The organism is Streptococcus infantis (assembly GCF_000963255.1).
GTDB classification, from domain to species: Bacteria; Bacillota; Bacilli; order Lactobacillales; family Streptococcaceae; genus Streptococcus; species Streptococcus nidrosiense.
In genome coordinates this window covers 117,401-137,959 of record NZ_JYOV01000002.1, presented here as the reverse complement: position 1 = coordinate 137,959, position 20,559 = coordinate 117,401, and the positions used below count along the sequence as shown (strand labels likewise).

At 39.6% G+C, this 20,559-nt stretch carries 22 protein-coding genes and 1 tRNA gene; 1 reads left to right on the top strand and 22 read right to left on the bottom strand.

Annotated elements, in window-relative coordinates; translation table 11 throughout:
* Positions 1-224: 224 nt before the first annotated feature.
* The 3 genes from TZ96_RS00705 to pbp2a form a co-directional block, all read right to left on the bottom strand.
* Positions 225-296: transfer RNA gene (locus TZ96_RS00705), tRNA-Glu, on the bottom strand.
* 72 nt (positions 297-368) lie between these two features.
* Positions 369-833 carry a sigma-70 family RNA polymerase sigma factor gene (locus TZ96_RS00700; protein ID WP_045762477.1) on the bottom strand — a complete coding sequence of 155 codons (465 nt, stop codon included), beginning with the start codon at positions 831-833 and terminating at the stop codon, positions 369-371.
* Positions 834-1,004: 171 nt separating this feature from the next.
* Positions 1,005-3,230 carry a penicillin-binding protein PBP2A gene (pbp2a, locus tag TZ96_RS00695; RefSeq protein ID WP_045762476.1) on the bottom strand — a complete coding sequence of 742 codons (2,226 nt, stop codon included), beginning with the start codon at positions 3,228-3,230 and terminating at the stop codon, positions 1,005-1,007.
* 88 nt (positions 3,231-3,318) lie between these two features.
* Here pbp2a and TZ96_RS00690 point away from each other — a divergent pair, with 88 nt between their 5' ends.
* Complete coding sequence (locus TZ96_RS00690; protein ID WP_142321996.1) at positions 3,319-4,194, top strand: RluA family pseudouridine synthase; 876 nt, start codon at positions 3,319-3,321, stop codon at positions 4,192-4,194.
* A gap of 73 nt (positions 4,195-4,267) precedes the next feature.
* Here the strand turns inward: TZ96_RS00690 and gap are convergent, their stop codons facing one another.
* The 19 genes from gap to TZ96_RS00595 all read right to left on the bottom strand — a co-directional run bounded on the left by gap (position 4,268) and on the right by TZ96_RS00595 (position 20,430).
* Entirely contained in the window at positions 4,268-5,278 is a 1,011-nt protein-coding gene (gene gap / locus TZ96_RS00685; RefSeq protein ID WP_045762475.1) for a type I glyceraldehyde-3-phosphate dehydrogenase, read from the bottom strand.
* Positions 5,279-5,546: 268 nt separating this feature from the next.
* A complete protein-coding gene (gene adhE, locus TZ96_RS00680; protein ID WP_045762481.1) occupies positions 5,547-8,198 on the bottom strand; it encodes a bifunctional acetaldehyde-CoA/alcohol dehydrogenase in 2,652 nt (883 codons plus the stop codon).
* Between the two features lie 300 nt (positions 8,199-8,498).
* Positions 8,499-8,912 (bottom strand): MORN repeat-containing protein, encoded by a 414-nt coding sequence (locus TZ96_RS00675; protein WP_045762474.1) that lies wholly within the window; start codon positions 8,910-8,912, stop codon positions 8,499-8,501.
* Positions 8,887-9,342, bottom strand: coding sequence for a low molecular weight protein-tyrosine-phosphatase (locus tag TZ96_RS00670; RefSeq protein WP_045762480.1), 456 nt, complete (start codon positions 9,340-9,342; stop codon positions 8,887-8,889). The genes TZ96_RS00675 and TZ96_RS00670 overlap by 26 nt, the downstream gene beginning before the upstream one ends.
* Before the next feature lie 48 nt (positions 9,343-9,390).
* Positions 9,391-9,711 (bottom strand): preprotein translocase subunit YajC, encoded by a 321-nt coding sequence (gene yajC, locus TZ96_RS00665; protein WP_000509386.1) that lies wholly within the window; start codon positions 9,709-9,711, stop codon positions 9,391-9,393.
* Positions 9,712-9,828: 117 nt separating this feature from the next.
* On the bottom strand, positions 9,829-11,805 hold the full coding sequence (gene tkt, locus TZ96_RS00660) for a transketolase (protein WP_045762473.1): 1,977 nt from the start codon (positions 11,803-11,805) through the stop codon (positions 9,829-9,831).
* Between the two features lie 118 nt (positions 11,806-11,923).
* A complete protein-coding gene (locus TZ96_RS00655; RefSeq protein ID WP_045762472.1) occupies positions 11,924-12,547 on the bottom strand; it encodes a hypothetical protein in 624 nt (207 codons plus the stop codon).
* Positions 12,548-12,602: 55 nt separating this feature from the next.
* Positions 12,603-13,559, bottom strand: a complete 957-nt coding sequence (jag, locus tag TZ96_RS00650) for an RNA-binding cell elongation regulator Jag/EloR (protein WP_045762471.1) — start codon at positions 13,557-13,559, stop codon at positions 12,603-12,605.
* 14 nt (positions 13,560-13,573) lie between these two features.
* Positions 13,574-14,401: a YidC/Oxa1 family membrane protein insertase gene (locus TZ96_RS00645; protein ID WP_198921485.1), complete on the bottom strand. Its 828-nt coding sequence runs from the start codon at positions 14,399-14,401 to the stop codon at positions 13,574-13,576.
* Positions 14,376-14,747: a ribonuclease P protein component gene (rnpA, locus tag TZ96_RS00640; RefSeq protein ID WP_045762469.1), complete on the bottom strand. Its 372-nt coding sequence runs from the start codon at positions 14,745-14,747 to the stop codon at positions 14,376-14,378. The genes TZ96_RS00645 and rnpA overlap by 26 nt, the downstream gene beginning before the upstream one ends.
* A gap of 329 nt (positions 14,748-15,076) precedes the next feature.
* A complete protein-coding gene (locus TZ96_RS00635) occupies positions 15,077-16,414 on the bottom strand; it encodes a PFL family protein (protein WP_045762468.1) in 1,338 nt (445 codons plus the stop codon).
* A gap of 9 nt (positions 16,415-16,423) precedes the next feature.
* On the bottom strand, positions 16,424-16,690 hold the full coding sequence (locus tag TZ96_RS00630) for an ACT domain-containing protein (RefSeq protein ID WP_000644115.1): 267 nt from the start codon (positions 16,688-16,690) through the stop codon (positions 16,424-16,426).
* Positions 16,691-17,154: 464 nt separating this feature from the next.
* Positions 17,155-17,541 carry a 50S ribosomal protein L17 gene (gene rplQ / locus TZ96_RS00625; RefSeq protein WP_000331493.1) on the bottom strand — a complete coding sequence of 129 codons (387 nt, stop codon included), beginning with the start codon at positions 17,539-17,541 and terminating at the stop codon, positions 17,155-17,157.
* A gap of 11 nt (positions 17,542-17,552) precedes the next feature.
* Positions 17,553-18,488 carry a DNA-directed RNA polymerase subunit alpha gene (locus tag TZ96_RS00620; protein ID WP_000568996.1) on the bottom strand — a complete coding sequence of 312 codons (936 nt, stop codon included), beginning with the start codon at positions 18,486-18,488 and terminating at the stop codon, positions 17,553-17,555.
* A 42-nt stretch (positions 18,489-18,530) separates the two neighbouring features.
* Positions 18,531-18,914 carry a 30S ribosomal protein S11 gene (gene rpsK, locus TZ96_RS00615; RefSeq protein ID WP_001118385.1) on the bottom strand — a complete coding sequence of 128 codons (384 nt, stop codon included), beginning with the start codon at positions 18,912-18,914 and terminating at the stop codon, positions 18,531-18,533.
* A gap of 17 nt (positions 18,915-18,931) precedes the next feature.
* On the bottom strand, positions 18,932-19,297 hold the full coding sequence (gene rpsM, locus TZ96_RS00610) for a 30S ribosomal protein S13 (protein WP_000090783.1): 366 nt from the start codon (positions 19,295-19,297) through the stop codon (positions 18,932-18,934).
* A gap of 17 nt (positions 19,298-19,314) precedes the next feature.
* Positions 19,315-19,431, bottom strand: coding sequence for a 50S ribosomal protein L36 (rpmJ, locus tag TZ96_RS00605; RefSeq protein ID WP_001808836.1), 117 nt, complete (start codon positions 19,429-19,431; stop codon positions 19,315-19,317).
* 24 nt (positions 19,432-19,455) lie between these two features.
* Positions 19,456-19,674, bottom strand: a complete 219-nt coding sequence (gene infA / locus TZ96_RS00600) for a translation initiation factor IF-1 (RefSeq protein WP_001029883.1) — start codon at positions 19,672-19,674, stop codon at positions 19,456-19,458.
* 117 nt (positions 19,675-19,791) lie between these two features.
* Complete coding sequence (locus TZ96_RS00595) at positions 19,792-20,430, bottom strand: adenylate kinase (protein WP_001050432.1); 639 nt, start codon at positions 20,428-20,430, stop codon at positions 19,792-19,794.
* Positions 20,431-20,559: the final 129 nt, after the last annotated feature.

Below are 20,559 nucleotides of genomic sequence, written 5' to 3'. Positions count from 1 at the left end.
ATTTCTGTCACTGACAGATTTATTGTTTTTTCATTGTTCAGTACTACAACCTTAGTTGTAGTGCCCTGCACATTGGTTCGTCTTGTTCAGTTTTCAAAGGTCTTTGTCACTCACTTCTCTCAAGTGACAACTATATTAGTATATCACAGCCGCTTTCGCTTGTCAACACTTTTTTGAAACTTTTTTTAATTTTTTTCATCTAGTGTTTTATCTGCTTCATACTATAGTCCGTACGGGATTCGAACCCGTGTTACCGCCGTGAAAAGGCGGTGTCTTAACCCCTTGACCAACGGACCGGAGTTGTTATTTTCAACTCTTACTATTATACCGACTTTTCTTACTTTGTCAACACCTTTTTTTAATTTTTTTTAGAAGTCTTGTAATCTTTCCTTCAGCTCTCTGAGAAGGGCTTTGCGGCCTTTAAATCGTTCGTCTGCCCAGAGGCGTTCGTAGGCTTCTTGTTTATCTTCTGGTAATTTTCTTCTATATGTATCCAACAATTCATGAAGGGCGTAGTAATCATCCAACCACAATCCTCCTTCTGGTAGGCGATGGCTAATTTCTCCTACTTCTTCGTAGGCCATCCGGTCTAGGCGACGCTTTTGACTCTCTTGTTTTCTGACGCTATCAAGGATTCGATTGCGAAATTTTGTTTTGAAGTAGACGTAGAGTTTCTTTTCTTCTTCCACTAGTTCTGGATGCTTTTCTAGAAGTTCATGGAGACAGATCAGTCCTTCTTGGTCCCAATCCTCTTTCTCCCACAGGTGGAGATAGTAGTCTTTTCTACATTTATGAATAATTCCTTTTACCTTTGCATAATATTTCTCAAGCATTTGCTTTCCCCCTTTCTCTGCTTATAGTTTAGCAGAGAAAGGGGGAAAGAGGGGCACTAATTTCTATCTTGTGCTGTTTTTACTCTCTAATGATATGGCAGTTGTGAATACTGACAAGTGAGGGTAAAAAAGACAAAGATTTGAATCCTTGCCTTTTACCTTTTAAACAATTTAGCGAAACAAATCTACAATGGTATCCCAAACTGTCTGAGCTTTTTCTTTAATCTTAGCATCTGAAATAGCTTTTCCTGCTTCATCGACCAGATTTTGTGCTCGTCCACGAATATCTGCTAATATATCATCCGACTGCGTACTAGTATCACTTGTAGTTTGTTTAGGTGTATTTTCTGGTGCAATACCATTCATTTTATAAGCATTTTCAACTGTAAAGGTGCTACCTGGCGTATATGGTAGGATTGTTTCCGCCATACTTCTAAAAATGTGAGCAGCACCATTCGAAGTCGAACCTGCTAGATAATGATTTTCATCGGTAGTAGGGAAACCAAGCCAATGGCTAATCACTAAATCAGGGGTATATCCAATCACCCATTGATCACTGGTATATTCTGGGTTAAAGGCTGCCTCTGTTGTTCCTGTTTTTCCAGCCATGACATAATCATCTGGAGACGAACTGACCCCTGTACCATTTGTAAAAGTACCTAACATCATACTGGTCATTTTATCAGCTACCGATTTGTCAACCACTCGTTTTTGAGTATTTTTATGACTAGCAATCACTTGACCACTAGCATTTTCAATACGGGTGATAAAGTGAGCATCCGGCATGAGTCCTTCATTTGCAAACACTGCGTAGGCTTGGGCCATCTGAAGAGGGTTCGTTTCTACGCCGCCACCTAAAGCTACTCCAAGCACACGATCTACATCGCTCATGTTGAGACCAAACTTTTCACCCGCTTCAAAGGCTTTATCAATTCCAAGTTCTTTAACAGTAGCTACTGCAGGTAAATTTAGAGATTTAGCCAAAGCTTGATACATGGGTACTTCTCGTGATGTCTTGATTCCTGCGTAGTTGTCTACTTTATAATCACCATATTGCATGGTATGATTATCCAACTCCTTATTAAGAGACCAACCCGCTTCAACCGCTGGTGTGTACACTATCAAGGGTTTAATAGTCGAACCTGGGCTTCTTTTTGATTGGGTTGCATAGTTAAAATTCCTGAAACCTGTCTTATCATCCCCTGCCACTCGACCAACAACTCCTCGAACTCCACCCGTTTTTGGCTCCAAAGCGACACTACCAGACTCTGCATGTGTCCCATCTTCAGCTGTCGGAAAGAGCGAAATATTTTGATAGATAACCTGCATATTTGCTTGGTAATTTTGATCTAGCTCCGTATAAATTCGATAACCGTTATTAACGATTTCTTCCTCTGTTAGATTATACTTTTCAATAGCTTCATTAACAACTGCATCAAAATAGGAAGGATAACGGTAGTCTGATATTTTCCCTTCATAACTATCTTTCAATTGAGAAGCCATATCAACACTTGCTGCTTCTGCTTCCTTATTTTTATCAAGGTAGCCGGCAGCCACCATATTTTGTAAGACAGTATCTCTTCGATTAGTTGAATACTCAATGGAATTCAGAGGATTGTACAATTCTGGGCCTTTAAGCATACCTGCTAAAGTGGCGGCTTCATCAAGAGTTAATTCCGATGCCGAAACTCCAAAGTACTTTTTACTAGCATCCTCAACACCCCAAACTCCATTACCGAAGTAGGCATTGTTCAAATACATGGTTAGAATTTCTTTTTTACTGTATTTTTTGGTTAATTCTAAAGCAAGGAAGAATTCTTTAGCCTTTCTCTGAACAGTTTGGTCTTGCGAAAGATAAGCATTTTTCGCTAACTGTTGGGTAATTGTAGAACCACCACCCGAGCGACCAGCTGTTAGGATAGCTAGGAAAAAACGACTATAGTTAATTCCACTATTTTTATAGAAGCTTCTATCTTCTGTCGCAATAACAGCATTCTGCAAGTCTTCACTAATTTCCGAGAGCTCAACATAGGTCCCTTTTTGGCCTGACAAGGCACCAGCCTCATTCTCTTCTCTGTCAAAAATCACCGTTCGTGTTTTCAAAGCATTCTGCAAGTCTGTAACATTTGTCGATTTAGCCAAGGCAAATAGATAGACCCCAACAAACAAGCTTGCACTTAGTCCGAGAATTAGAAAGATTTTGGTCAGATGATAGCGACGCCAAAATTTTCGAATGGGTCCGACTTGGCCAACTTTCTTTCGCCCACCTCTTGACCGTCTTAAATTAGTCGAGGTATTTTCTTCATTATTAGCTTCGTCGATTTCTATTTTTTCCATTTCAGCTTCATCTTTCTTAAATAAAGAAAGAAATTTTTCAAATAATGTATCTAATTTCATGCGTTTATTTTATCATCTTCCCCATAGGAAGACAAGAATTTAGCTAGTTTCTCTATCCAAATAATCTATTTTTTGTTACAATATCTGTATGAAATTTACCTTTGTTATCCCTGATTCTCTTCCTGAAATGACTGTCAAAGTCTTCTTGGAAGATCAACTACTCATTCCAAGAAAAATACGGCATTTCTTGAGAATTAAAAAGCACATTCTCATCAATCAAGAAGAAGTCCATTGGCATCAAACTGTCAAAGCCGGAGATGAATGTCAACTGATTTTCGATGAGGAAGATTATCCTACAAAAGAAATTGTTTGGGGGAATCCTAATCTTGTCCAAGAAGTTTATCAGGACCAACATTTAATCATCGTCAACAAACCCGAGGGTATGAAAACACATGGAAATCAGCCTGATGAGATTGCTCTTCTCAATCATGTCAGCGCCTATGTAGGTCAAACTTGCTATGTCGTTCATAGACTGGACAAAGAAACAAGTGGACTCGTACTATTTGCTAAAAATCCATTCATACTACCCATCCTCAATCGATTATTGGAGAAAAAAGAGATTTTCCGAGAATACTGGGCTCTGGTTGATGGAAAAGTAGGTACTAAAGAGCTTATCTTCCGAGATAAAATCGGTCGCGATCGTCACGATCGTAGAAAAAGAGTTGTGGATCAAAAAAATGGTCAATACGCCGAAACCCAAGTAACTCGATTGAAACCATTTCAAAACAAAACTAGCCTCATTCGTTGTCGATTAAAAACAGGGCGAACTCATCAGATTCGGGTTCATCTATCTCACCACGGACATCCAATCCTAGGAGACCCGCTCTACAATCCACACTCAAAAACTAAGAGACTAATGCTTCATGCATTTAAACTTTCCTTTGTCCATCCTCTGACCTTAAACAAATTAAGCTTTACTGCGCTATCAGACACATTTGAAAGAGAATTAAACCAAAATGGATGACACTATCATCCATTTTTTCTTATAGATACAAAAAAAGCAAGACCAGTTAGCCTTGCTTTTATCAACTCAAGAATTATTTAGCAATTTTAGCGAAGTATTCAAGAGTACGTACAAGTTGTGCAGTGTATGACATTTCGTTGTCGTACCATGAAACAACTTTAACCAATTGTTTACCGTCAACGTCAAGAACTTTAGTTTGAGTTGCGTCAAACAATGAACCGTAAGACATACCTACAACATCTGAAGATACGATTGGATCTTCTGTGTAACCGTATGATTCATTGGCTACTGCTTTCATAGCTGCATTCACTTCATCAACAGTAACATTCTTTTCAAGAACAACTACCAATTCAGTTACTGAACCAGTTGGTGTAGGAACGCGTTGTGCAGCTCCGTCAAGTTTACCGTTCAATTCTGGGATTACAAGACCAATAGCTTTAGCAGCACCAGTTGAGTTAGGTACGATGTTAGCAGCACCAGCGCGAGCACGACGGAGGTCACCTTTACGGTGTGGTCCGTCAAGAATCATTTGGTCACCAGTGTAAGCGTGGATAGTAGTCATCAATCCTTCAACAACACCGAAGTTATCTTGAAGAGCTTTAGCCATTGGAGCCAAGCAGTTTGTAGTACATGAAGCACCTGAGATAACTGTTTCAGTACCGTCAAGAACGTCGTGGTTAGTGTTAAATACAACTGTTTTAACATCTGATCCACCAGGAGCAGTGATAACAACTTTTTTAGCTCCACCTGGGTGCAAGTGTTTTTCAGCAGCTGCTTTAGTAGCAAAGAAACCAGTTGCTTCAAGAACGATTTCTACACCGTCGTTAGCCCAGTCAATTTGTTCTGGATCACGTTCAGCAGAAACTTTAACGAATTTACCGTTAACTTCAAATCCACCTTCTTTAACTTCCACAGTTCCGTCGAAACGACCTTGAGTTGTGTCATATTTCAACAAGTGTGCAAGCATAACTGGATCTGTAAGGTCGTTGATGCGAGTAACTTCAACACCTTCTACGTTTTGGATACGGCGGAAAGCAAGACGACCGATACGTCCGAAACCGTTAATACCAACTTTAACTACCATTAGTGATTTCCTCCTTATGAAAATCATGAAAATTTTATTGTGAAAAGAGTAACTTGAATCACTACAAATCACCTTTCAACATACCTATTATATAACTATTTTAGTTTAATTGCAAGCGCTGGCCTTGTTTTTCTGATAAGCTTTGGTAATATTTTCATTTCTTTACTTAGCCTTGCGGCCTACTCCAATTCTATGCATTTCTTAATAAAAAATATATTCTCTAAGCATAAAAAACCGAGGTTTACCCTCGGTTTTGGCTGATAATCAATTATTTACGGCGTCCTGGTCTTTCTTTGTAACCATAGTAAGCATCTTCGATGATTTCTTGCATATGGTCAACCATTGGAAGACGTGGGTTAGCAGGTGAACATTGGTCTTCATAAGCAAGGAAGGCCAATTCACGTGAATGTTCTTTCCATTCTTTTTCGTCAATACCTTGTGCTTTGAAGTTCATTTGGATACCTACGCGCTCACCAAGTTCGTAGACAGCTTTTGCGTAAGATTCCACCCCTTCTTCTGGTGTAGAAGCTGGAAGTCCAAGCATACGAGCGATATCTTGATATTTCTCGTCTGCACGGTAGTAGTTGTACTTAGGCCATGTAGCTGTCTTAGCTGGGCGAGTACCGTTGTAACGGATAACGTATGGAAGCAAGATTGCATTTGTACGTCCGTGAACTGTGTGGAATTGCGCACCAATCTTGTGAGCCATTGAGTGAGAAATACCTAGGAAGGCATTCGCAAAGGCCATACCAGCGATTGTTGAAGCGTTATGCATTTTCTCACGTGAGTGGAAGTCTGCATTCTTAACTGAGCTTTCAAGGTTTTCGAATACAAGTTTGATTGCTTGAAGAGCAAGACCATCAGTATAGTCACTAGCCATTTGTGATACGTAAGCTTCAGTTGCGTGAGTCAATACGTCCATACCAGTATCAGCGGCTACAAATCCAGGAACTGTCAATACCAAAGCAGGGTCTACGATTGCCACAGTTGGTGTCAATGAGTAGTCAGCGATTGGGTATTTACGGTTGTTTGCTTTATCAGAGATAACGGCAAATGGAGTTACTTCAGATCCTGTACCAGATGTAGTTGGGATCGCGATGAATTTAGTCTTCTTACCAAGCAATGGGAATTTGAAGGCACGTTTACGGATATCCATGAATTTTTGTACAAGGTCACGGAAGTCCACTTCTGGTTGCTCGTAGAAGAGCCACATAACTTTAGCAGCATCCATTGGTGATCCACCACCAAGAGCGATGATTGTATCTGGTTTGAAAGAGCGCATAATCTCAGTACCACGTTCAACTGTAGTGATATCTGGATCTGGTTCTACATCTGCAAAGATTTGGTAAACAACCTTATTGCGACGAAGGTCAAGTTGTTCGATGATACGATCAAGGAAGCCAAGCTCTACCATAGCGTGGTCAGTAACGATCATGACACGCTCAACGTCACGACATTTTTGAAGGTATTGAATTGAATCACGTTCAAAGTATGTTTTTGAAGGAAGTTTCATCCATTGCATGTTATTTCTCCGTCTTCCGACTTTTTTGATGTTCAAGAGGTTAATGGCGCTAACGTTATCCCCAACTGAGTTACGTCCGTAAGAACCACATCCGAGTGTCAATGATGGCAAGAAGGCATTGTAAACGTCCCCGATACCACCGAAAGTAGAAGGTGAGTTACAGATAACACGAATAGCTTTAACAGCTTTACCAAATTCTTTAGTCAATTCTTCATCAGCAGTATGGATGGCAGCTGAGTGTCCAAGACCGTTAAATTCAACCATTTGACGAGCTTTAGCAATACCATCTTCACGGCTTTCAGCTTTCAAAACTGCGATAACTGGTGACAATTTTTCACGAGTTAATGGCTCGTTTTCACCAACTTCTTTACATTCTGCAGCAAGAATGTTTGTTCCTTCTGGAACCGTAAATCCTGCTTGTTCTGCAATCCAAGTTGCTGGTTTACCAACGATGTCAGCGTTCAATTTTGCACCAGCACAGTTTTTGCTGTTTGCTTTCACGCCGAAACAGAACTCTTCAAGAAGGGCTTTTTCTTTTTTGTTTACAAAGTAAGTATGGTAAGATTTGAACTCTGCTACAAATTCATCGTAAATTTCTTTATCAATGATAACCGCTTGTTCAGATGCACAGACCATACCATTGTCAAATGATTTAGACATTACGATATCGTGAGCAGCTTGGCGGATGTTAGCTGATTTTTCAACATAAGCTGGAACGTTTCCGGCACCTACCCCAAGAGCTGGTTTACCACATGAATATGCAGCTTTAACCATGGCATTACCACCTGTTGCAAGGATTGTTGCAATACCTTCGTGGTTCATCAATGCACTAGTTGCTTCCATAGATGGTTCAGTAATCCACTGTACACAGTTTTCAGGAGCACCTGCTTTAATCGCTGCATCACGAACGATTTGAGCTGCGTGAGCTGATGATTCTTGAGCTGATGGGTGGAATGCAAAGACAATAGGATTACGAGTCTTCAATGAAATCAACGCTTTAAAGATTGCTGTTGAAGTTGGGTTAGTTGTTGGAGTGATACCACAAACAACACCAACTGGTTCAGCGATAAGAGTCAATCCTGTTACATCATCTTCTTCGATAACACCAACTGTTTTAGTGTGGCGCATGTTGTTTACTACGTGCTCACAAGCAAATAGGTTTTTAGTTGCTTTATCTTCAAATACTCCACGTCCTGTTTCTTCAAAGGCATGTAAAGCCAATTCTCCGTGAGCATCAAGTGCTGCAACTGAAGCTTTTGCTACGATATAATCGACTTGATCTTGGTCGAGTTTACGCATTTCTTCAAGAGCAACTAAAGCTTTTTGCACCAAACCATCGACATGCTTTTCAGCAGCGAGTTTCTTTTCTTCTGGTGTTACAGTTTTTTTATCAGCCATATTTTCCTCCATAGCTTTCAAGGATTGTAAGTCCTTTGTTAATTTTTTCACAAGTTCATTATAACTCTTTTTTAAACGTTTGTAAACAGTTTCATAGACATTTCACAAACTTTTTTTATTTGTTTGTGAAAACAATTTCAAATATACCCACACATGCGCTTTTTCACTTAAAGTTTGTGAATTATTCCATAAAAGTTTTATTTTTCACAAACTTAGTTGTAAAACAGTCTTGTAAGCCGTTTTTATTTCCATGTAAGCGCTTTCTGTTGTTCTGGAAGAATACCTCCTTCTAGGAGGAGGTTATTGTGCTTGTTGAAATAAACCTTGTTTGAAGTCCCCTTCATAGACTACTTCTTGTTCGGTAGTCAGTTTTCCTTTTCCTTCAGCTTGGCCATTTACAAAGTCTCCCTCATATACCCAACCTGCTTTAGCTTGGTAGGTACCTTTACCATTGAAGGCACCATTGCTAAATTCTCCAGTATAGGTATCACCGTTTGAGAAGGTAACAGTGCCCTGACCATTCATCTTACCACGAACTAGGCTCCCGTCATAAATAATAGCATCGTTATCAAGCTTAAGAACGCCCTGTTTTGGAAGATTGGTCAGAAATACGAGACCTGCACAGACAACAATGATGATCACTGTCGCAATTTCTAAACGGGGACGTGTTAAATAGACACTATATTTTTCATAGAGTTTTTTTAAATTTTCCATGTTCACTCTCATTTTCTAAGCGACTTAACCAAGCCTGGCAACCAGTTAAAACTCGGTCATAAGTTTCTTCAAAATCACCTGTATACCAGGGATCTGGAACGCTTTCAGATGCAAAAGGCTGTATCTTGTATTGTTGATCCTGTGGACACATCTCACGCAAATCAGCGAGATTAGACTCATCCATCCCAATGATATAGTCAAAATACTCAAAATCTTTTTTAGAAATTTGTTGGGAAGTTTTTGAAGTATCATAAGGAACGCCATGACTTCGAAAGATTCCTTGCGTTCCTTTGTGGATTGGATTACCGTGTTCCCAGGAAGAAGTCGCTCGACTTTGAATCTCATATTTATCGGTCAGGGATTTCATTACAAATTCCGCCATGGGACTACGACAAATATTGCCAAGACAGACAAAGACAACTTTTTTCATCATTGTTCCTCTCATTTATAGAAAAACGGGAATGCATTCCACCCCGTTTTATTCTTCAATAGCACTGCCTTCTTCGATAACTGCACCTTCAGGTGTGACAGCTTCTTTGACTGGCAAAACTGTTCTAATTGCACCTAATTCGAAAGTCAAGTATACTCCGTCTACATCAAGTACAATCGTTTTGTTTTCAGTATCAACTTCGTCGACTGTACCGTAGAGACCACCGATAGTGATTACTTCGTAGCCTTTTTGAAGTTTGTTGAGGCTCTCCATACGTTTTTCAGCTTGTTTCTTTTGAGAACGTTGCATGAAGAACATCAAGCCGAACATCAAAACAAGCATAATCAAGAATGTTAAATTCCCACCCATTATTTTTTACTCCTTTGTAATTCAGATAAAACTACTATATCAAATTTCACTTGTTTTTACAAGATTGCACCTTGATTTTAGGTCAATAAAAAACCAGAGCAAATGCCCTGATTTTTCTTATTTCAAGTTGTTTACAAGTTCTACTAAGTTTTCAACTGTAAATCCATATTCTGCTAAAACTTTTGGTGCTGGGGCAGATGCTCCAAAGGTATCAATACCAAGAACTGCTCCATCAAGACCAACGTATTTATACCAGTTTTGAGTTGCTCCCATTTCAACTGCTACACGGCGACGAACTGCATTTGGTAAGATTTCTTCTTTGTAGGCTGCATCTTGTGCGTCAAATATATCTGTAGATGGCATGCTGACTACGCGAACTTTGCCACCTTGACTTGCCAATTCTTTAGCAGCTGCAACAGCCAGATTAACCTCTGAACCAGTCGCAATCAAGATAGTGTCAAAGTCTGCTGCATTTTCATATACAACGTAAGCACCTTTCGCAACCTTATCAAAGTCTGTTCCTTCCTCAACAGTCAAGTTTTGACGAGTCAAGACGAGAACAGTCGGTGTTTTCTCGCTCTTCACTGCTTGATACCAAGCTGCTTGAGTTTCACGCGCATCTGCCGGACGGAAAACATTGAGGTTTGGAATTGCACGAAGTCCTGCCAAATGTTCAATCGGCTCATGAGTTGGTCCATCTTCACCAACTGCGATTGAATCGTGGGTGAAGACATAAGTTACAGGAAGACCTTGCAAGGCTGACAAACGTACAGCCGCTTTCAAATAGTCTGAGAAGACGAAGAATGTTCCACCATAAACACGAAGTCCACCGTGAAGAGCCATTCCGTTTAAGACTGTACCCATAGCAAATTCACGAACACCAAATTGGATGTTACGATTTAAGCGATTTGCATCATCTTGAAGTCCATCAGTTTTGATGTAAGTCATATTTGAATGAGCAAGGTCAGCTGATCCACCAAGGAAGGTTGGCAATTTAGCAGCTACTACATTCAAAGCATCCTGACTTGAGTTACGAGTTGCTTGAGAGAAGCCATTTTCTAAAGCTGGGAAGTCTTCTGGAGTCACCTCAACTGGATCGCGTCCTTCAATGATTGCCTCCACTTCTGCAGCAAGTTCTGGGTGAGCTTCTTTGTAATCTGCGACTAGTTTTGTCCATGCTTCGTATGCTGATGCACCACGGTCTGCAACATTTTCTTTGAAATCAGCATAAACTTCTGCCGGGATTTCAAATGGTTCGTAGCCCCAACCAAGGGCTTGGCGAGTTGCTGCAGTTTCGTCTGCACCAAGAGGAGCACCGTGTACGGCATTAGTCCCTTGTTTGTTTGGAGAACCATAACCAATAACAGTTTTCACTTCGATCAAAGATGGTTTTCCTGAATCCTTAGCTTCTTCAATAGCAGCATGAATAGCTTCTAAGTCTGTTCCATCTTCTACCAAGGCTGTATGCCAACCATAAGCATTGTAACGATCACGGACACTTTCTGTGAAAGAATCTTTTGTCTCTCCATCCAAGTTGATATCATTTGAATCATAAAGAACAACCAACTTGTCAAGCTTTTGCAAGCCTGCATAAGAAGCAGCTTCACTTGAAACACCTTCCATCAAGTCACCATCTCCACAGATAACGTAAGTGTAGTGGTCAAAGATGTTATAACCTTCACGGTTGTACTTAGCCGCAAGGAAACGTTCTGCTTGTGCAAAACCTGTCGCAGTCGCAATCCCTTGTCCTAGAGGGCCTGTTGTTGCATCAACCCCTGCTGTATGACCAAATTCTGGGTGACCTGGAGTTTTAGATCCCCATTGACGGAAGCTCTTCACTTCATCCATGCTCACATCTTCAAATCCAGAAAGATGAAGAAGAGCATAAAGAAGCATTGATCCGTGACCAGCTGAAAGAATGAAACGGTCGCGGTTAATCCAGTTTGGTTGAGCTGGATTGATACGAAGTTCTTTAGTGAATAGGCTGTATGCCATCGGTGCAGCTCCCATAACCACACCTGGGTGACCTGAGTTCGCTTTATTGATAGCGTCAATACCTAGAAAACGAATCGCATTAACAGATAGATTTGACATAGAATTTCCTTTCTCTTTGAGGTGATAGGTCTATCACGCATCTTATTTTACTATTATATGAAAAAATACCTAGAATAGCAATAAAACAATTTACTATAAAATGAATCAATCGATTATACTAATTTCTAGTTGCTTGATAGTAAGGTAACAGTTTTTCAAAATATTTATCTAATTCATCTAAAAACTTGTCTAGAGATTGTCTGTCTGTCACTGGAACATCCGATTTAACTAAAACTTTGCGAACTTCCTGATGGGATAGTTTTTCTCTTAAAATTTGACGATTTTCCTCAGTAGCCTCCATCTTGTGACTTTCTCCATTTGAGTAGACTAAATAGTAAATTCCGTCTATCACTGGAACTTCTAAGACCTTGGCTTGTTTGCCTAATGTTCGCTCATCCTTCTTACGCTCAATAAAACTCACTTCTAGTGAAACTCCAAAATCAGAAAGGCTTCCATACAAACGAAGGGCCAACATCGATTCTGTCACTTCTCCCTCACGCTGTAGATAGGCCCAGAAATGCGGTCGCAAACGTTGGGCTTGATTCATCCACTGACTCGTCCCTTGGAGATCCCATTCTGGATGTCTTTCCTGAAAAGCCTTGGCTAAGTGTGTAAAGACCTTTCTGGCCTCCTGCCCCTTGCTCCTCAAATAAAGCATTTTTTCAGCTTCTTGACCTGCCCTCTCGGGTTTTTGATACTGTAAACCAGAGAAAGCTAGATATTCTCTCATTGTATTCAACATAGGCTCAATCTTCCTTAGCTAGCAAAAAATCAGGATGCCCCTGATTTTGCTTTGATTATTCTGTATCAACCACAACGTAACGATTTGGTTCATCACCTTCTGAATAACTAGTGACACCCTCCATACGTGAAATAATACGATGGATGATTTTACGTTCGCTGCTAGACATTGGATCAGTCACCTGACTACGCCCCTCTTCTAGGACACGTGTAGCTAACTTCTGTGCATAACTTTGCAAGACTTCTGCACGGTGTTCTACATAATCATTAACATTGATGGTAATATAGAAGGTTCTTGAATAGCGGTTATAAAGATAATTTTGTGCTAAAAGTTGAAGAGATTTCAAAACCTTACCATGGTAACCGATAATACGGCCCGGTTCATTGGTATCAATTTGCATATTGATAGAACGGCGATTTGAGGTACTTGAAATTGCTCCCTCAACATCCATATCATCAATAATACCTTGAACATAGTTGGTCACTTCTTCGACCACCTGGTCAATATCATAGGTCGGTTCAATCTTCAAACCTAGATTTTCTAAATCATCATTCTGATCGACTTCTTCTTGCTCTTTAGATTCTTCTGGCAGTAAATCTTTTAGAATGGCAATATGACCAGTCTCCTCTAAAATTGTACTAGCCTTTTTCTCATTTTTTAGAATTTCGGCCTTAACCTCTTCAGAGATCCCTTGCCCTTCTTCCTCGATTTTCTTGATTGCTTCAACAACATGCCCTAAGTCTACGGTTGCCTCACTAACAGTCTTAACGGGTTCGTTCTTAGCATTAACTTCCTTTGGAACTCCTTTGACTGCTTGCTGATTTGCCTTAACAACAGTTGTCTCACTAATTGCTTCGATATCAACTTGCGCTGGTTTCTTCCCAAAAAGGCCAAAGAAACCTTTTTTCTCCCTTGAGACAACCTTAATATGCGCCTTCATTCTAGGAATCCCCAATTCCTTCAATCCCGTTTGGATTGCTTCCTCAACAGTTGAACCTGTAAATAATACCATTACAAGATTCCTCCTTACTTTTTCTTTTTCTGTGCTTTCTTGAGAGCTTTTCTCTTCTTGATTTCTAAATCCTTCTTAGCCTGTACTCCCGCCTCACGCTCTGCAATAATCTTAAATGGATTGTTGAGCAAATAAGTTTGGAGCACCTGATAAGCATTGGATACCGCCCAGTATAAGGCAACCCCACTTGGTGAATACATGGCAAAGAAGAAAATTATGACTGGCATTGCATACATCATCCCTGTCATGGCGCCATTTTTCTCAACCATGGCCTTATTGGATAACCAGGTGCTAAGGAAAGTAAAGATAGCTGCCAGAATAGGCAAAACAAAAGTCGTATCAACGCCGCCAAGGTTAATCCATAAGAAATGACCCGTTTTTAGAAATTCTACCCTACTCAAAGCTTGGAACAAGGCCAACAAGACTGGCATTTGGATTAAGATTGGCCAAAGAGAAGCTGACTGTTTGACACCATGTTGCTTGAACAACTGACGCATTTCTTGGTCCAACTTGGTACGGCTCTCCATATCCCGTCCCGGATAACGTTCTCGCAACTCTTTAACCAGTGGTTGTACTTCTTGCATCTTTCTAGATGCCACCATTTGTATCTGAAAGACTGGTAAAAGAATGGTTCTGATTAGAAGGGTAAATAAAATAATCCCCAGACCAATACTTGTATCAAATGATAAAAAGCGAATGGTTTCAGCAAAAAAATAAACAAATTTACTCCAAAAACCTGTTGATTCAGCTGTAATCTCACTCGTCGTACCACTAGCCGTGCAGGCGCTCATCACAAATAAAGCAAGCACCATTAAGCTAGTCAACTGTAATTTCTTTTTCACTCCCATTTCCTTCCTGGTAAATCTTTGATAACTTTAATACGTGAAGTAGATTTTTTTCCATTTCCGCGTAGTCCAAGATTTCAACACCTTTTCGAGCAATCACAACAAAATCTACATTTTCAACCAGCTGATTTTTATGTTCAATCAAAATATGTCGAATTCTTCTTTTGATCTGATTCCTTGTGACAGCGTTTCCTAATTTTTTACTGACAGATAGGCCAACTCGAAAATGCTGTTCATTATTTTCTAATCGATAAATAACAAATTTACGATTAGCAAAACTCTCCCCTTTTTTAAATATTGCACTAAAATCTTTCTCTTTTTTTACACGAAAGCGTTTTTTCAAAATTCAACTCCATCTATTAAAACTACTACTATTATACCATAATTTTTCAAAAAGCCAATCATAGCAAGGTTTTAGCCCATTTTACAGAATGAAAAAACTGGTTTTATCCTTTAAATCATCTTATTTTTGAACAAATTTACAAATTTGAACATGCTACTTTCTTTATTTTCTCTTGATATAAAACAAAAGTCACTCCAAAGAGTGACTTTTGTAGGAGATTATTATGAAAAAGTTAGGATTTTAATTAAATAAAGTTAGGAGGTCTTTATTTAATGATAGTAGTATACAGGTCTATCCTTAAATCCAACTTAAATAGATTCCACTTCTTTTTAATTTTTAAAACTATGGATTGGAGCCGGAATTTGCCCTCCACGTGCAATGAAGTCAACAGACGAGGCACCGTTAACTTTCATGACCGGAGCCGTTCCTAGAAGGCCACCAAATTCAATCATATCGCCTTCTTTTCCTTTTGGAATAATACGTACAGCAGTTGTTTTCATATTGATGACTCCGATAGCAGCTTCATCCGCAATCATTGCCGCAATCGTTTCTGCAGGTGTATCTTCAGGAATGGCAATCATATCCAAACCAACTGAACAGATAGCCGTCATAGCTTCTAGTTTTTCCAAATTAAGGGAGCCATTTTGCACAGCAGCAATCATCCCCTCGTCCTCAGAAACTGGGATAAAAGCACCAGACAAACCACCAACTTGGTTGCAAGCCATAACTCCACCTTTTTTAACTTGGTCGTTCAAGAGAGCCAAGGCAGCAGTCGTTCCATGAGTCCCAACTGTCTCTAACCCCATTTCCTCAAGGACACGGGCTACAGAATCACCCACTGCTGGAGTTGGAGCCAAACTCAGATCGACAATTCCAAAATCAACTCCAAGTCGCTCACTAGCCATTTGACCAACTAATTGACCAATGCGGGTAATCTTGAAGGCTGTCTTTTTAACAGTTTCAGCAACAACATCAAAGCTCTGACCACGAACCTTTTCCAAGGCACGTTTAACAACACCTGGACCAGAAACACCGACATTGATGATGACATCTGCTTCACCAACCCCATGAAAAGCGCCTGCCATAAAAGGATTGTCCTCTACCGCGTTGGCAAATACAACCAATTTAGCCGCCCCCATATCAGATAAAGAAGCTGTTTCCTTGATAATGCGTCCCATATCCGCTACTGCGGTCATATTGATACCCGATTTAGTCGAACCAATATTTACTGATGAACACACCTTATCCGTTTCTGCCAAAGCACGAGGAATGGAGTTGATAAGGATTTCATCACCTTTTTGATAACCCTTTTGTACCAAGGCTGAAAAACCACCAATGAAGTCAACACCAATTTTTTTCGCAGCTTTATCCAGTGCTTTAGCTAAGACTACATAATCCGTCGCATCGGTAGCAGCACCAATCAAGGAAATTGGAGTTACTGACACACGTTTATTCACAATAGGAATTCCTAACTCAGCCGCAATTTCATCTCCAACAGCCACTAAATTAGCTGCTTTTGTAGTAATCTTTTCATATATTTTGTCCGCAGCACGATTGATATCTGGATCGATACAGTCCAAAAGGGAAATCCCCATGGTAATGGTTCTAATGTCGAAGTTTTGCTCCTCAATCATTGCGATTGTTTCGGTAACTTGTCTAATATCCATAAATACCTCCTAGATATTGTACATAGCATCAAAAATAGCCGCACTTTGAATATTGATTTTGACATTCAAAGTCTGACCAAAAACCTCAAATTCGTTTCTAAGATGTGTAAAATCTTGTTTTTCATCACTAGATACCACAGCCATCATAGTAAAGAATTCGTCCAAGACTGTTTGTGAGATATCATCAATATTTAAGCCTAATTCAGCAATTTTTGTCGCAACACCTGCAACAATTCCAGATTTATCTTTACCAACAACAGTAATAATAGCTTTCATGATTAAACTCCATTTCTAACACAGAACGATATCCATTTTGGACAAAAATAAAATGAAAAATGAGGATAGAGTAACTAAATCACTTAATAGTGAATAATTATCCAAGTTGAAACCCTAAAAAAATCTCTTAGTTGATCTTGTACCAGGCTAATATTTTTTACCAAGTCGCTAGTTTAGAACTTAAAACTGATAATTTATTGGCACATAACCTCTTTATAGAATATTTTTGAGAAAATGAACATTGTTGATTTTCTTTTTCAATAGTATAGCATATTTCTTACTAAAATACTCAAAAACGCCTGCTTACGAAATTGTTCTTAAGTAAAAAACAATTTCGTAAACAAGCGTCTACCTTATCATCTTATGATGAGTGTTCCCGCTAGGACATAAGTCCTAGCGGTAGACCAGAGCTAGACTAAGAGCACAAGACTCCATCATCATAACACTCAACAAAATTGATGATTTTATACTAATTCGATGATCGCCATTGGCGCTGCATCACCACGACGTGGTTCAGTTTTAAGGATACGAGTGTATCCACCGTTACGCTCAGCATAACGAGGTGCGATTTCTGAGAACAATTTTTGAAGTGCTGTAGTAGAAGTGTACTTATCAGTTGCTTCATCATAGTTTTCAGATGCGATTTCATTACGTACGAAAGCAGCTGCTTGACGACGTGCATGCAAATCACCACGTTTACCTAGAGTAATCATTTTTTCAACAGTTTTACGGATTTCTTTAGCACGAGCTTCAGTTGTTACGATTGATTCGTTGATCAAAAGGTCAGTTGTCAAATCGCGAAGCATTGCTTTACGTTGTGAGCTAGTGCGTCCTAGTTTACGGTAAGCCATTTATTCCTCCTTTATTTATCTTTTAATCCAAGACCCAAATCAATGAGTTTGACTTTCACTTCTTCCAAACTCTTGCGTCCAAGATTTCTTACTTTCATCATCTCTGCTTCAGATTTTTCTGTCAAATCATGCACAGTGTTGATACCGGCACGTTTCAAACAGTTGTATGAACGCACAGACAAGTCAAGTTCCTCAATCGTACGTTCCAAGATACGGTCGTCCGATTCAGTATCAGCTTCTTTCATCACTTCTGCTGACTTAGCAATCTCTGTAAGATTTGTAAACAAATCAAGGTGCTCTGTCAAGATACGTGCTGAAAGCCCTAAAGCATCTTCTGGAATAATTGTTCCATTAGTCAAGATTTCAAGGGTTAATTTGTCGAAACCATCATTGCTACCTACACGAGCAGGTTCAACTTGATAGTTGACTTTTGTAACTGGTGTATAAATAGAATCTACAGCAAGTGTTCCAACTGGTGCATTATCTTTTTTGTTTTCATCAGCAGGTACATATCCACGACCACTGTTAACAGTCATTGTCGCTTTTAGAGAAGAACCTTCACCGATTGTAAAGAGATAATGATCTGGATTTACAATTTCAATGTCGCTATCTGTCAAGATATCTCCAGCTGTAATTTCAGCAGGACCTTGCACATCTAGTTCAATGATCTTTTCGTCTTTAACGTAAGATTTTACTGCAATACCTTTGATGTTCAGAATGATTTGCATCACGTCTTCGCGAACACCCGGAACTGTATCAAATTCATGCAATACACCTTCGATATTGATAGATGTTACAGCAGCCCCTGGAAGAGAAGCTAGAAGTACACGACGAAGAGAGTTACCAAGTGTTGTACCGTAACCACGTTCAAGCGGTTCGATTACAAACTTGCCATAATCTTTATTTTCATCAATTTTTGTTATATTTGGTTTTTCAAACTCGATCATTTAGTTACTCCCTCTTAAACGAAAAGCAGTGTAAGGTTATGATTATACACGGCGACGTTTTGGAGGACGAGCACCATTGTGTGGCACTGGAGTCACATCACGAATTGCTGTTACTTCAAGACCAGCGGCAGCAAGAGCACGAATAGCTGACTCACGACCAGAACCTGGACCTTTAACAGTAACTTCAACTGACTTAAGACCGTGTTCTTGTGCAGATTTAGCAGCAGCTTCAGAAGCCATTTGAGCAGCAAATGGTGTAGATTTACGAGAACCTTTGAAACCAAGAGCACCAGCTGATGACCAAGCAATTGCATTACCATGCACATCAGTAATCATAACAATAGTGTTATTAAATGTAGCGTGAATATGAGCAATACCAGATTCGATATTCTTTTTCACACGACGTTTACGTGTTGGTTTAGCCAAGACTTTTACCTCCTATATTATTTTTTCTTACCAGCAATCGCAACAGCTTTACCTTTACGAGTGCGAGCGTTGTTTTTAGTGTTTTGTCCACGGACAGGAAGTCCACGACGGTGACGGATACCACGGTATGAACCGATTTCCATCAAACGTTTGATGTTCAAGTTAACTTCACGACGAAGGTCACCTTCAACTTTAATTGCATCCACTTCACGACGGATAGCATCTTCTTGATCTGGTGTAAGATCGCGAACACGTACATCTTCTGAAATTCCAGCAGCTGCCAAGATTTTCTTAGATGTTGGAAGTCCGATACCGTACACATAAGTCAATGAAATTACTACGCGTTTGTCATTTGGAATGTCAACTCCAGCAATACGAGCCATGTTTTCTCCTTTCTATCTTATCCTTGACGTTGTTTGTGTTTTGGATTTGCTGGGCAAATTACCATAACACGACCATTACGACGAATTACTTTACAGTATTCGCAAATTGGTTTGACCGATGGTCTTACTTTCATTTCTTATCCCTCCAAGTTTTTCGATTATTTAAAGCGGTAAGTGATACGTCCACGTGTCAAGTCATATGGACTCATTTCGACAGTAACACGATCTCCCGCTAAAATACGAATATAGTTTTTACGAATTTTACCAGAAACTGTTGCTAAAATCTGATGTCCATTTTCAAGTTCAACCGTAAACATTGCATTCGGCATAGTATCAACTACTTTACCTTCAACTTCAATCACATCGTCTTTTGCCACGCAAAAGTACCTCCATAAATTTCGATTTGATGCCTCTAGACACAGAGACAACAATTATAAGTCAGACTAACTCAGTATAACATTTGTAGAGACATTTTGCAAGCATGAAAAACGCTTTTATTTCAATTTTGTCAATACTTTTTCGATATCTGCAAAGACATCATTGATATCTTGGTTACCTTCGATATCATGTACCAAACCTTTTGCACGATAGTGGGCAATAATTGGTTCACCTTGGGCAATATTAACATCCAAACGACGTTTTACTGTTTCAGGTTTGTCATCTTCACGTTGGTAATAGTCTTCTTCTTTATAGTCAACTGGTGGATTGAAAACTTTGTGGAAAGTTTCGCCAGTTTCACGGTGAATGATACGACCACTCAAACGCTCCAAAAGACAATCTGGATTTACTTCGATGTTAATAACACCTTCAAGCTCAATCCCTAATTCAGCTAAAGTTTTATCCAAGGCATGAGCTTGTTCAATTGTACGTGGGTACCCATCCAACAAGAAACCAGTTTCTTTAATGTCATCTTGTGAGAGACGCTCTTTCACGATACCATTTGTAACTTCATCTGGAACCAACTCGCCTTTGTCGATATAAGACTTAGCTAAGACACCCATTTCAGTTTGGTTAGCCATTGCTGCACGGAACATATCACCTGTTGAGATATGAGCAACATGAAATTGTTCAACAATTTTTGCTGCCTGTGTACCCTTACCTGCACCAGGTAAGCCCATAATCAAAAGATTCATGATTCAAACTCCTTTTTTGTTTTTAAATAGAAGCAAAAATTCATTTCAACTCCTATTTAAAAACAAAATAGAAGAGAGGAGATAAAAATCTGACAAGGTCTTTGATTTTTAAACTCCACTCTCTGAGCA

Bases quoted from the DNA above. Each gene is read 5' to 3' on its own strand.
- TZ96_RS00700 (WP_045762477.1), bottom strand. From the start codon at position 833: ATGCTTGAGAAATATTATGCAAAGGTAAAAGGAATTATTCATAAATGT.
- pbp2a (WP_045762476.1), bottom strand. From the start codon at position 3,230: ATGAAATTAGATACATTATTTGAAAAATTTCTTTCTTTATTTAAGAAA.
- TZ96_RS00690 (WP_142321996.1), top strand. From the start codon at position 3,319: ATGAAATTTACCTTTGTTATCCCTGATTCTCTTCCTGAAATGACTGTC.
- gap (WP_045762475.1), bottom strand. From the start codon at position 5,278: ATGGTAGTTAAAGTTGGTATTAACGGTTTCGGACGTATCGGTCGTCTT.
- adhE (WP_045762481.1), bottom strand. From the start codon at position 8,198: ATGGCTGATAAAAAAACTGTAACACCAGAAGAAAAGAAACTCGCTGCT.
- TZ96_RS00675 (WP_045762474.1), bottom strand. From the start codon at position 8,912: ATGGAAAATTTAAAAAAACTCTATGAAAAATATAGTGTCTATTTAACA.
- TZ96_RS00670 (WP_045762480.1), bottom strand. From the start codon at position 9,342: ATGAAAAAAGTTGTCTTTGTCTGTCTTGGCAATATTTGTCGTAGTCCC.
- yajC (WP_000509386.1), bottom strand. From the start codon at position 9,711: ATGGGTGGGAATTTAACATTCTTGATTATGCTTGTTTTGATGTTCGGC.
- tkt (WP_045762473.1), bottom strand. From the start codon at position 11,805: ATGTCAAATCTATCTGTTAATGCGATTCGTTTTCTAGGTATTGACGCT.
- TZ96_RS00655 (WP_045762472.1), bottom strand. From the start codon at position 12,547: ATGTTGAATACAATGAGAGAATATCTAGCTTTCTCTGGTTTACAGTAT.
- jag (WP_045762471.1), bottom strand. From the start codon at position 13,559: ATGGTATTATTTACAGGTTCAACTGTTGAGGAAGCAATCCAAACGGGA.
- TZ96_RS00635 (WP_045762468.1), bottom strand. From the start codon at position 16,414: ATGGATATTAGACAAGTTACCGAAACAATCGCAATGATTGAGGAGCAA.
- TZ96_RS00630 (WP_000644115.1), bottom strand. From the start codon at position 16,690: ATGAAAGCTATTATTACTGTTGTTGGTAAAGATAAATCTGGAATTGTT.
- rplQ (WP_000331493.1), bottom strand. From the start codon at position 17,541: ATGGCTTACCGTAAACTAGGACGCACTAGCTCACAACGTAAAGCAATG.
- TZ96_RS00620 (WP_000568996.1), bottom strand. From the start codon at position 18,488: ATGATCGAGTTTGAAAAACCAAATATAACAAAAATTGATGAAAATAAA.
- rpsM (WP_000090783.1), bottom strand. From the start codon at position 19,297: ATGGCTCGTATTGCTGGAGTTGACATTCCAAATGACAAACGCGTAGTA.
- rpmJ (WP_001808836.1), bottom strand. From the start codon at position 19,431: ATGAAAGTAAGACCATCGGTCAAACCAATTTGCGAATACTGTAAAGTA.
- TZ96_RS00595 (WP_001050432.1), bottom strand. From the start codon at position 20,430: ATGAATCTTTTGATTATGGGCTTACCTGGTGCAGGTAAGGGTACACAG.